Genomic DNA, 11,841 nt, shown 5'->3' on the forward strand with positions numbered 1-11,841 from the left:
CCCCGCCCCGGGCGCCCCGGGGGGGGGCCGCCCCGCCCCCCGCCCCGGGGGGGGGTCCCCCCCGCGCCCGGCCCGGCGGCCCCCCCCGCCCCCGGGCACGGCGGCACGAGCTGCCTGCGCACGATCCGGGGCACGGTCCTGTCCGCCCAGATGGCCAAGAGCGGCAGGACGAAGGTCTTCCGCGTGCGGCTGCGGCCGCCGGTTCCCGCTCCCGCCGACCGGTCCATCGACCTCGACGCGCACGGCGACCTCTCCGAACGCGTCCGGCCGGGGGAGCGGGTGGACGTCACCACGTGGCGGAACGACGTGGTCTCCGTCAGCCGGGGCGGGGTGCGCGAGAGGCTCGCGGGACTGCCGGACGAGGACCCCGCCGTCTTCACCGCGGCGGCCCTGGCCGTCGCATGGGCGGCGGTCCTGGCCTTCATCGCCGCGTTCGGCGCCGCCCGCCGGGCCCGCTGCCTCGCCACCGGCCGCCCCGTCGTCGCCCGGGTCCCGTTCCGCAGGGCGACACCTGTGGGCGTGATCGCCGTGCCCCTGGTCGCGGGCCTTTCCGCCGGTCATTTCTGGGACACCTGGACGGCCGTGGTCATGACCGTGGTCCTCTGTGCCCTGATCGCGGTCCCGGCCACGATCCTCGCCCTGCGCTGGGACCGGGAGCCGTCCCCGGCCTCCCCGCCGGGCCAGGAGGCCACCGCCCCGGTGGGTGCACCCAACTGACGTGGAAGGAATAGGAGTTGAGGAATCCTGGACTCACCGCCCGCGATGCCGGGCCCGCCGCAGAAGCGTCTCCGTCGTGGTGATGACCTCCTCGTGCGCCAGCCGCCCCACCAGCGCGCCGCCGAAGACGACGACGCCGACACCGACGAGCCAGGACTGGACGACCAGGACGGTGCCGAAGGGACCGTAGTTGACGGTGCTGGAGGCGATCAGGGGCGAGAAGACCAGGCGCGAGAACATCCGTAGACCGAGCAGGCCGAGTGCCGTCAGTACGGCGCCGGGCAGGAGGGCCTTCCCGGCGATCCTGCCGCCGAGCAGCATCCACTGCGACCACCAGAAGAACAGGACGGCGCTCAGTGCCGCGCTCACCGTTCCGGCGGCCGAGTGGCGCCACAACGTGGTCGTCGCGGTCACGTAGATGGTGCCGATGAGCACGGCGAGCCAGAGGACCTGGCGCCATCTCGCGTACCAGCGGGCCGCGGACAGGTTCCAGACCTTCTCGTAGCCGGTCTGCACCGCCGCGCCGAAGCTCAGGCCGAACACGGCGAGCGCGGCGAGACCGAAGGCCGTCGTGGTCTGCCGCACCTGCGCGGGCCCGGCGAACAGCCGGGCGACCTCGTCCCTGGCGGCCCTGGACACCCCGAGGCCGTCCCCCAGCCACTGTGCGAACCCCCGCCCGTGTGCCGGATCGGCGGCGGAGACGACGACCAGGAGGGGCACCAGCGTGAGGAAACCGAGGGCCGCGAAGCCCAGCGACCTCTGACCCAGTTCGATGTCCTTGCCGTGCCGCCATCCCCGGCCGGCCGGGGAGTCGCGCAGCGCCGTGGACAGCCGTGCCCGCACGGTGGGCCGGTCGTGGTCGTCGGCGTCCGGTGGGTCAGTCTTCGGCATGCAGACCGATTACCACAGACGGTGCCGACAGCGTCAAGGGAGGCTTGCCGGTGCGGGGTCCGTTCCCGCCGGATGCGGCGGGAACGGACGTGGGCGGTGCGTCCGTGAGCCGCGACCGGCGGGCCCGGCCGGACGCCGAGTCCGGCCGGGCCCAGGGCGGTGACGCGGGGTCAGCTCAGGGTGAACTTCTGGGCGGCGGAGCCGTTGCAGTCCCAGATGCGCAGGCGGGTGCCGTTGGCCGTGGCACCGTCGGGGGAGTCCAGGCAGCGGCCCGACTGCGGGTTGAGCAGCGAGCCGTCGGTCTGCTGCTGCCAGATCTGTCCGCCGGCCGCGTTGCAGTCCCAGAGTTCGACCTGGGTGCCGTTGGCGGTGCCGTTGCCGATGATGTCCAGGCAGCGGCCCAGCGTGTGCAGCCGGCCGTCCGAGCTGTGGAACCAGTGCTGGTCGACCGCGTACGACTGGCAGCTCCAGAGCTGAACGGCGGTCGCGTTGGAGCCGTTGTCGTCACCGGCCACATCGGCACAGGTGCCGCCGGGGCCGGGGACGGGCGCGCCCGCGTTGACCGCGAACTTCTGGGCGGCGGAGCCGTTGCAGTCCCAGATGCGCAGGCGGGTGCCGTTGGCCGTGGCACCGTTGGGGGAGTCCAGGCAGCGGCCGGACTGCGGGTTGAACAGCGAGCCGTCGGCGCGCTGCACCCACTTCTGGCCCCCGATTCCGTTGCAGTCCCAGAGTTCGACCTGGGTGCCGTTGGCCGTGCCGTTGCCGACGATGTCCAGGCAGCGGCCGATCGTGCCGAGCGAGCCGTTGGCGTTGTGCGTCCAGTGCTGGTCCTCGGCGTACGACTGGCAGTTCCACAGCTGTACGGCGGCGCCGTTCACCCCGGTGTCGTCCGCGGCGACATCGGCGCACTGGTTGCCGGGACCGCTGATGGTGCCCTGCGGACCGTTCGGGACGTTGGTCTGGCCCGAGTAGCCCACGGAGACGATGTTCGCCTGGACGGCGTTCTCGGCCGCGTCGGTCGGATAGCCCGCGACCATGACGCCCTCGAAGAACGTTCCCATGTTCCAGTTGCTGTTGTCGCCGCCCGTGCCCAGGATGATGCCGCCCTCCTGCTGCATCGGCCGGTAGCCGCCCCGTGTGGGCAGCGCCCCGTCCCACCAGGTGGTCAGGCCCCCTGACTGCGCGTTGCCTCCCTTCAGGGCGTAGGTGGTCTGGCCGTTGTTCTTGAGGACCGCCGTGACGTACGTGCTGTTGTTGCCCTTGTTCGCGGTGTTGGAGCCGTTGTCGCCCTGGAACATGCCGTTCTCCAGGTCGGCCTCGATCCAGGGGCCGGATCCGCTGCAGGGAGCGAAGTAACAGGTGGTGGCGATGGACACGGCGTCCATGTGCCCGTTGCCGGTGTCGGCCGGGGTGGCCTCGGCGTTGCCGTAGTCGAAGCAGCAGGCGGAGCCGACGTGGGTGCCGCTGGCGACCATGTAGGCGCCCTCCGGCTGGCCGTTGACCGCGGTGCCGGACGCGGCGCCGTGCGAGCGGTAGCCGACTCCGGGTGAGATCCAGATTCCGTACACCTTGTGCCCGCCCGCCGTGACGGACAGTTCAGCGGCGTCCGCACCCCGGTCGGCACCCATGCCGGCCGTGCCCGCGGGGCCGGGGAACAGGTCGTTGTGGCGGGACGTCTGGTCGTACACCTTCGCGATGCTGCACGTGGTGTTCGCGCAGAAGACGTCCTGCTGGGCGGCGTTCGCGTAGCCGCCGGCGGCCAGCAGCCCGATGTCGGCGCTCGCGCCGTCGGAGACGCGGGTGACTTGATACAGCGGGCCGTTGTACGCGGAGAACAGCGCGCGGGTCGTGCTGTGGGCGGCGACGCACGGGGTGCCCGCGCCGGCGTAGATGTCGCAGGGCTGCGACCCCGCGGCCCGGGCGATGCCGGGCATGCCGACCAGGACGGTCACCAGGAGACCGAGGACGGCGGCGACGGACAGCAGGGCGTGGCGCAGCCGGGGTAAGGGCCCGGCCGCGAGGGAGGGGAAGGGACGCGAGGAGGCAGATCTTCTTCTGCGCATGTGTGCTCCCGATGTGGAGGGTGGAGCTACAACTCGCCCTCGGATCAGCCGAGTTCAGGCTGCCTGGCGACTGAGACGGAAGTTACAAGCGCTGGTCGATTGCGTCAATATTTGTTGCTTTCCTTTCTGCTCGGCCTGTGTCGGTGTCCGAACGTGTGGCTTTGTGGAGCCCGATGGGCTGGGTGGCGCTCCCCTCGGGTCCGGCGCCATCGCGCCGTCCGGGCGGGGGAGGCGACGGGGACGTACGCGGTGTTACCAACGCGTACCGTCACCGGGGGCCGGCCCGTCCCCGACGCCGGGGCGACCCACTTCGGCTGGATCGTCCCGTTTCCCTTCGCGTTCCCGGTGTTCGCCCTGAACAGCGGCGCGCCACCGGAAGGTGAAGGGAGTACGACGACCGAAAAGCGCCTACGGCGGCCCGCCCGAGTTTTTGCGACTTGCTCTGCTGTGCAACATTCGAGCGAGGTCGAGCAACAGCCTCGGAGGGGAATCGCATTGTCGCCCACCACGGGATCCGAACACCGGTCCCCGCACGTTCTCACACAGTCCAGCGACGAATCCCTTGTCACCGAATGGGCCGGTGGAAAAGGGAAGAACCTGCACACCCTGACCGCGTCCGGATTTCAAGTACCGCGATGGTCGATCATCGGCCAGGACGTATTCGCGGAATTCAGCCGCGACAGTGGTCTCGACGGGCACCTGAAGCGGCTGCTGGCCGACGACTGGGAGCCGAAGGCGGGCCGGATCGCCGCCGAGATCGCCGGCCTGATCGAGGCCGCTCCGCTGGGCGACCGCCTCACCGACGCCATCGGACTGGCCTACGGCCTGGCCGGCGGCGGCGCCGTCGCCATCCGGTCGTCCGGCGCGCAGGAGGACGGCGCACGCCACTCCTTCGCCGGCCAGTTCGACACCTTCCTCAACGTCCGCGGCCTCGACGAGGTCGTCGCCCACGTCCGCCGCTGCTGGGCCTCGGCCTTCTGCGAACGCTCCCTGCGCTACCGCGCGCGGCACGGGCTGGCGATCGACACCGGCGGTGTCGCCGTCATCGTGCAGCGCATGGTGGCCGCCGACGTCAGTGGTGTGCTGTTCACCGCCGACCCGGCGAGCGGACGTACCGACCGGCATGTCGTCAGCGCCGTCCACGGGCTGGGGGAGGGGCTGGTCTCGGGCGCCGTCGACGCCGACACCGTCGTCCTGGACGCCGCCACCGGCGAGCCGCTGACCACGATGATCGGCGACAAACAGGAGCGCTACGACGCCGGATCGGGACCGGGCTGCCAGGTGTCACCCGTCGCCGACGAGGACCGCGCCCAACCGGTGCTGACAACTGCCCAGCTGGCCCGGCTGCACGCGGCCGGGACCCGCGTCACGGCCCGGTACGGCGCCCCCCAGGACATCGAGTGGGCCATCGACGAGGACGCCCTGTGGATCCTGCAGAGCCGGCCCGTCACGACCCTCGCCCCGGCGGCCGACCCCACGCCGGAGCCCGGGCAGGACCTGCGGCTCTGGGACAACTCCAACATCATCGAGAGCTTCAGCGGTGTCGTGTCCCCGCTCACCTTCAGCTTCGCCGCCGACACCTACGCGAAGGTATACGACGGTTACGCCCGCGCCCTGGGCGTCCGCGGGGCCCGGCTGCGCGAGGTGCGGGAGTGGACCCCGTACCTCCTCGGCTATGTCCACGGAAGGGTCTACTACAACCTTTTCCATTGGTACCGCATGGTGCGTCTCGCCCCGCTGTATCCACTCAACCGGCGCGTCCTGGAGAAATCCCTGGGTGTCGCCGAGAGCATTTCCGACGAACTCGCGGACACGCTCCACCCGTTCACGCCCCGGCCCGGGCTGCGCGGCCAGGTCTCTCGTCTGACACGTACGGTCATCTTCGCCGGAAGATTCCTCACCATCCGAAAGTCCGTCGACAGGTTTCATCGAGATTTCTATCGCGCTTACACGGTATTCAACAATGTCGACTACGACGCACTGCCGGGAGACGAGACCTACCGCCGTTTCCGGCGGCTCCAGCGGGAACTCATCGAAAAATGGGGCCCGATGCAGACCCTCGACGCCACGATCCTGCTCTCCGTGGGACTCCTGGCCCTGCTCACCCGCAGATGGCTGCCGGACGCGCCCGAATGGTTCACCTGGGCCGCGGCCGCCCCGGGCGGCGCGGTCGAGTCCGCGGAACCCGTATGGGCACTGCGTGAACTGGCCGCGCAGGCGCGTGCCGACGCCGAGATCCTGGCCCTGCTGGAACGAACCCCCCACGCCGAGGCCCGGCAAGCGCTGCTCGACGCCGGTCACACCCCCTTCCTGCGGGCCCTCGACGCGTACATCGCCGACTACGGCTACCGCAGCCCCGACGAACTCAAGCTGGAGGTCCCCGACCTGCACGAGAACCCCGCGGGAATCTTCACCCTGCTGCGCGAAGCCCTGCCGGACACCGGCGGCGGCGGCACGCCGGACCGCTGCGGCGAGGCCGACGCCTACCTCGACGAACACCTGAGCCGTCCACGGCGCCTGGTGTACGAACGCGTGCGCGGCAAGGCCCGCGCCGCCCTCGCCGACCGGGAACGGCTCAGGTTCTGCCGCACCCGCGCCTTCGGAGCGGCCAAGCGCATGCTGCGCGCCCTGGGCCGCGATCTGGCGCGAGCCGGCGCCATCGACGCCTGGGACGACGTCTTCCTGCTGCGCCTGGAGGAGATCCGGGGCGCCTACGAAGGCACGATCGCCCACACCGAACTGCGCGACCTGGTCGTGCTGCGCCGCCGGCGACAGGCCGCCGACGCCGAACTGAACGCACCGTCGCGCTTCACCACCCGCGGCGCGCCGTACTGGTCGGGCAACCTCGAACGGGCCGGCTGGAGCAGCGGCCCCGCCGCCCGCAGCGGCGCCCGCGAACTGAGCGGCGTCCCCTGCTGCCCCGGCGTCGTGGAGGGGCCGGCCGTGGTCACCGACACTCCGCGCGACATCGGCGGCGGCATCCTGCTCGCCTACCGCACCGACCCGGGATGGGTGACCGCGCTCTCCTCGGCCGCGGCCCTCGTCATCGAACGGGGCAGCCCGCTGACCCATGTGGCCGTCGTCGCAAGGGAGTTGGGCATTCCGACCGTGGTCCAGGTCAAGGGCGCCACCACCGAGATCCGCTCCGGCACCCGGCTGCGGGTCGACGGCGCCGCGGGGACGGTCACCGTACTTGCCGACCCGCCCCACGACGGCCCGGCCGCCCCGGACAGCCCCCGAACGGAGACGCGCCAGTGATCCTCACCGAGGAACGGCTGCAGGACCTGCTCGACAAGTCGCTCGCCGAACTCCCCCCTGACACCGAGTGGGCCGTGACCCTGGAGGGCTCCATAGCGGAAGGGTTCGGCAACCCCTCCTCCGACATCGACTTCCTGCTCGTGAGCCGCACGGACGACGAACTGCCGACCATGCCGTCCGTGCTGTTCGTGGACGGCAGGCGGGTGGAGATCCGCACCCGGTCGGTGCGCCTTCTCGCCGACCAGTTCACGGCGCTGGAGCAAGGAGCGGGACGGCCGGGCGGTCTCTCCGAGGATCTCCTCAACCGCTGCCAGCGGGTACTGCACAGCCATCCGCTGCGCGGGCACGGCCTCATCGAGGAGGTGAAGGCGCTGCTGCCCGTGGAGCGCCTCCGCCGGATCACCGCCGACTGGTGGGCGCACCGGGCCCGGCAGTCCCTGCGGCACGCGATGGCTCTCCAATGCCTCGGCGAGAGCGAAGAGGCGGTCGACTGGACGCGCGCCGCGCTCGTGCAGAGCGTCAAGTCCTGGGCGGCCGGCCTGGGCGAGACCTATCTCGAACCCAAGTGGCTGTCCATGCAACTGGACCGGGCGGGACGAACGGACGTACGCGACCGCTACTGGGAGCTCGAATCGGCCACGGTCCGGCCCGGCGACGCCGATGCCGCCGAGGCCCATCTGACCGACTGCCTCGACTTCGCCGAACACCTCGGACTCACGAAGGTGCCCCGCAGGCCCGAGCGGCTCACCGTCGAACGCGTGGCCCGCGTGACCACCTGGCAGACCGGTGAGCGGATCCACGTCGTCCGCGGCCGGCGTGACATGTTCGCCCTCGGCGCCCACGCCGGAGCCGTCTGGCGTTCCCTCGTCCTGGGCAGGCCGCTGCCCCGCGTGCTGGCCGAGGCCGCCGGTACCGGAGTCACCGACCCCGGAGCACTGCTGGCCGTCTTCCTGCGCTACGGACTGATCCGCCTGGCCTGGAAGGGCGGCGGCGCCGTCACCCCCGCGCTTCCCCTCGCCGCTCCGCCCGGCCCCGTGACCCCGCCGCCCTCCACCACGCAGCCGCTGCTGTCGGTGCGCGGCGCGGCCGTCGGCGGCCCCCGCTCGGTCGACCTGATGCCCCTGCCCGCCGACCGGTTCGCCGCCGCCGCCATGGCCCTGGTGTGGTCCAACGTCGTGGTCGAGAACGCCGTCGAGGACCTGACCGGGGCCCTGAAACGCGGCCAGCACCGGGTGGCCGAGCTGACCGCGCGCCGCGCCGTGCACGCCGCGCTGCGCGCGTTGTTCAGCGCCCACGGGGTCAATCCCCTGCCCGCGGACGCCGATCTCGTCCGGCGTATGGACCTGCTTCCCGCCGCCACCCGGCCGATCGGCGAGCACGCCACGGAACTGCTGGGGCGGGGCGTCGCCTCGGCGGAGGACGGCGAGGCCCTCCGTGCCGAGCTGCGCCGCTTCATCGGCCTGGTACGCGGTGCCGTGGGCGCCGACGCCTTCCCGCTCTCGTTCGACTCCGCCCACACCTGGCGGGCGACGCTGCAACTCGGCCACGACTGGCTGCGCATGGGCGCCCATCTCGGCGCGGAGCTGCCCATCGAAGAGGCCCGCGACCTGCTGGCCGGCAACGGGGCCCAGCCCCATCAGGCCCGGTGACGGCGCCGGGCTCCCGAGCATCCCACCCGACGTTCCGCACGGAGGATCCACCGATGTCCGATCCGATGAACTCCGATCCGACGACCACCCGTCCGTCGGCTTCCGATCCCATGACCACCCGTCCGTCGACCTCGGATCCGATGAGGTCTCAGCCGACGGCGGCCGACTCGACGGCGGCCGATCCGACGGAGTCCGGCCCGACAGCGGCCGCTCCGACAGCGGCCGCTCCGACGGCGTCCGGCCCGATGACGGTGCTGGTGACCGGCGCCAGCGGCTTCGTGGGCGCCGAGGTGACCGCCCGGCTCACCGCCGCCGGTCACACCGTGCTGGCCGTGCTGCACCGCAACGGCGACCTCGTCCGCAACAACGGCAGAAGACTCACCGCCGGTCCGGGCACCCTCACCCGGATGACCGGTGACATCACCCGCCCGGGCCTCGGGCTGAGTGGCGACGACCGGCGGCTCGCCGCCACCGCCGACCGGATCGTGCACTGCGCCGCCGTCACCGACTTCGGACTGCCACCGGGACGGTACGAGCGCGTCAACGTCGAGGGCACCCGGCACGTCCTGGGCATCGCCCTGGCGGGCCGTGTCCCCCTGGTACACGTCAGCACCGCCTACGTGTGCGGCGAACGCGACGGCACCGCGTACGAGGACGAACTCGACCTCGGTCAGCGCCCCGGCAACGACTACGAGAAGAGCAAGCTGGCCGCCGAGACCCTGGTCCGCAAGGCCACGGCGGACGGTCTGCCCGTCACCGTGGTCCGCCCGAGCATCGTCACCGGCGCCACCCGCACCGGCCGGGTCCGCGACCTCAAGACCATCTATCCCGTGCTCCGCGTCCTGACCAGGGGCCTGGTCCGCACCGTGCCCGGACACCAGGACGCCGTCCTCGACCTGGTCCCCGTCGACCGCGTCGCCGACCTGGTGACCGAGGCCGCCACCCGGTTCCCGGACGTGGAGGGCCGCACCCTGCACGCCGTCGGCCACGAGCTGACCCTGCGGGACATGTCCGACGTCCTCGCCGAGTACCCGTCCCTGCACGTGCCGCGCTTCGTCCCCCCGTCCGCGTTCTCCGCCGCCTCCCTGCCTGGCCGCGAACGCCCCTACTACGACCGTGTCGTGTCCCTGTACGCCCCCTACTTCCGGCGCCGCGTCCGCTTCGACGCCACCCACGCCGAGGCCTTCGGCCACCGCCCGCCCGCGACGGGCGCACAGGCCTACCTCCGCCGCCTCCTCGACCACTGCCTCGCGACCGGCTATCTCGGCCCGCCCCCGCGCAAGGAGCCGGCCGCCGCCCGACCCGACGGGAGCACCCACCCATGACCCCCGCCCACCACGCCGAACCCACCTACGGCATACCCGTCTCACCGCTGCTGACCTGCCACCCCGACAAGCAACGCCTGTACGGCGCGGACACCTACTACCAGGAGAGCCACGACCAACTCGCCGCCCTCACCGGCGACATCACCGGATTCGCCCACCGGCACGCACTGCTGCTCCTCAAGCCCGACGCCGTCGTGGCCCGCAGGCTGGACGTGGCCGTGGACTGGCTGGACGGGCAGGGCTTCAGGATCGTCGGCGCGGCCGTCACCCGGCTGACCCGCACCATGATCCGCTCCCTGTGGTACTTCCAGTGGAACCTCGCCACCCCGTACCGCAGGCGGCTGGCCGCGCTCTTCCTGGAGGACGCCGACGCCCTCGTGCTCCTCGTCCGCCCCCGCCACGACCTGGACGTGCCCGCCTCGGTCGAGCTCACCCGGCTCAAGGGACCCACGGACCCGGACGCCCGCCGGCCCGGCCAGCTACGTCATCTCCTGGGCCGCTACAGCTACTTGCTGAACCTCGTCCACACCCCCGACGAACCCGCCGACGTCCTGCGCGAGCTGGCCGTCCACTTCGACGACAGCGAACGCGACCGCCTGTTCCGCTCCGCCCTCGCCGACGAGGACCGCACCGGCCACGCCCGGGAACTGACCGGCCGGCTGTACGACGCCACCGCATCCCGGGACCTCGCCTTCGATCCCGCCGTCGCCCGGCTGCGCGACACCGTGTCCCGGCACCCGGGCGCCGACCCGTCCGCCACCCCGCGCACGCTGCTGGAGACCGCCTGGCGGCGGGGAATCGACGTCGACCCGTGGGACACCGTCATCGTCGGCTCGAAGGTGCTTCCCATGCGGCAGCCGGGCCGGACGCCCGTTCTGGACGGAGCCGACGCCGGCACCTGGCGCCTTCACCTCGACACCGTCCGCGCCACCGCGAACTGAGGAGCGGCCCGTGCAGTTCACCCGGACACTTCCCGAACAACTGGTCCACCGCTCCGCGGCCGCGGAGGTCTTCCTGACCGACGCCGAGCGTCACGGCGAGGACGAGATGCTGCTGGCCGCACGCTTCCCCCGCCGTCACGCCTTCTACGACGACACCCTCGGCCCCGGCGACCTCCTCGACCCCCTGCTGCTCCTCGAGGCGTGCAGACAGGGCATCTTCGTCGTGGCCCACCGCTATCTCGGCGTCCGGCCGGGGCACAAGTTCCTGCTCCGGACGGTCGAGTTCGAGGTGCCGGACCCGGCCGCACTCACCCGGGAGGACCGGCCCACCGAGGCGGTCGTCGTCACCCGGATCGAGAGGCGGTTCCGGACCCGGGCGGAAGTACGGGGGCTGCGCCTCCGGTTCACGCTCTCCATCGACGGCCGCGAGGCCCTGCTGGCCCGCATCGACTACTCCTGGATGCCGCCCGAGGACTGGACGGCTCTGAGGGCCGGACAACGCGGCGCGCTCGGCCTGCCCGCCGTGCCCGTCGCCCTGCGCGGAGCCCGCGTCGAGCCCGCGCTCGTCGGCCGGCGCACCCCCGCCAACACGGTCATCTCCCCGCCGCGCACCGCGGACGACGGCACCCACACGGCGGACCTGGTGCCCGAGACCACCCACCCCACCCTCTACGACCACTGGGTGGACCACGTGCCCGGCATGCTGGAGCTGGAGGCCTTCCGCCAACTCGCCCTGCGCGCCTGCGTGTCCGCCGGAACCGTCCGCACACCCAGCCCGCTGCCGGTCGCCCTGAGCGCACGGTTCCGCCGGTTCGCCGAGATGGATCTGCCGCTGGAGTGCCGGACCGCTCCGGCCCGCCCGGGCGCCGACATCGAGTGCACCCTGCGCCAGCCCGGCGCCCTGGCCGCCGAGGCCCGCATCCGGCTCGCCGACCCGGACACCCGACCGGCGCGTTCCCTCACGGCCCCGACCACCCACAAGGCCGCATGAGTTCGA

8 protein-coding genes are annotated in these 11,841 nt (G+C 72.4%); 6 read left to right on the forward strand and 2 right to left on the reverse strand.

Annotated features, from left to right (window positions below; all coding sequences use genetic code 11):
• The first annotated feature begins 150 nt into the window (after positions 1–150).
• Entirely contained in the window at positions 151–717 is a 567-nt protein-coding gene (locus ACF07B_RS24575; protein ID WP_392180512.1) for a hypothetical protein, read from the forward strand.
• Positions 718–750: 33 nt separating this feature from the next.
• Here the strand turns inward: ACF07B_RS24575 and ACF07B_RS24580 are convergent, their stop codons facing one another.
• Positions 751–1,608: a ribonuclease BN gene (locus tag ACF07B_RS24580; RefSeq protein WP_392180513.1), complete on the reverse strand. Its 858-nt coding sequence runs from the start codon at positions 1,606–1,608 to the stop codon at positions 751–753.
• A 170-nt stretch (positions 1,609–1,778) separates the two neighbouring features.
• On the reverse strand, positions 1,779–3,671 hold the full coding sequence (locus ACF07B_RS24585; RefSeq protein ID WP_392180514.1) for an arabinofuranosidase catalytic domain-containing protein: 1,893 nt from the start codon (positions 3,669–3,671) through the stop codon (positions 1,779–1,781).
• A 495-nt stretch (positions 3,672–4,166) separates the two neighbouring features.
• Here ACF07B_RS24585 and ACF07B_RS24590 point away from each other — a divergent pair, with 495 nt between their 5' ends.
• Genes ACF07B_RS24590 through ACF07B_RS24610 form a run of 5 tightly spaced genes read left to right on the forward strand, consistent with a single transcriptional unit; the run spans position 4,167 to position 11,835 of the window.
• Positions 4,167–6,929, forward strand: a complete 2,763-nt coding sequence (locus ACF07B_RS24590) for a phosphoenolpyruvate synthase (RefSeq protein ID WP_392180515.1) — start codon at positions 4,167–4,169, stop codon at positions 6,927–6,929.
• A complete protein-coding gene (locus ACF07B_RS24595; protein WP_392180516.1) occupies positions 6,926–8,578 on the forward strand; it encodes a hypothetical protein in 1,653 nt (550 codons plus the stop codon). The genes ACF07B_RS24590 and ACF07B_RS24595 overlap by 4 nt, the downstream gene beginning before the upstream one ends.
• 53 nt (positions 8,579–8,631) lie before the next feature.
• Positions 8,632–9,903, forward strand: a complete 1,272-nt coding sequence (locus ACF07B_RS24600; RefSeq protein WP_392180517.1) for an SDR family oxidoreductase — start codon at positions 8,632–8,634, stop codon at positions 9,901–9,903.
• Positions 9,900–10,844, forward strand: a complete 945-nt coding sequence (locus tag ACF07B_RS24605) for a nucleoside-diphosphate kinase (protein ID WP_392180518.1) — start codon at positions 9,900–9,902, stop codon at positions 10,842–10,844. The genes ACF07B_RS24600 and ACF07B_RS24605 overlap by 4 nt, the downstream gene beginning before the upstream one ends.
• Positions 10,845–10,854: 10 nt before the next feature.
• Positions 10,855–11,835, forward strand: coding sequence for a ScbA/BarX family gamma-butyrolactone biosynthesis protein (locus ACF07B_RS24610; RefSeq protein ID WP_392180519.1), 981 nt, complete (start codon positions 10,855–10,857; stop codon positions 11,833–11,835).
• Positions 11,836–11,841: the final 6 nt, after the last annotated feature.

The organism is Streptomyces sp. NPDC015532, assembly GCF_043078065.1.
Lineage (GTDB): Bacteria > Actinomycetota > Actinomycetes > Streptomycetales > Streptomycetaceae > Streptomyces.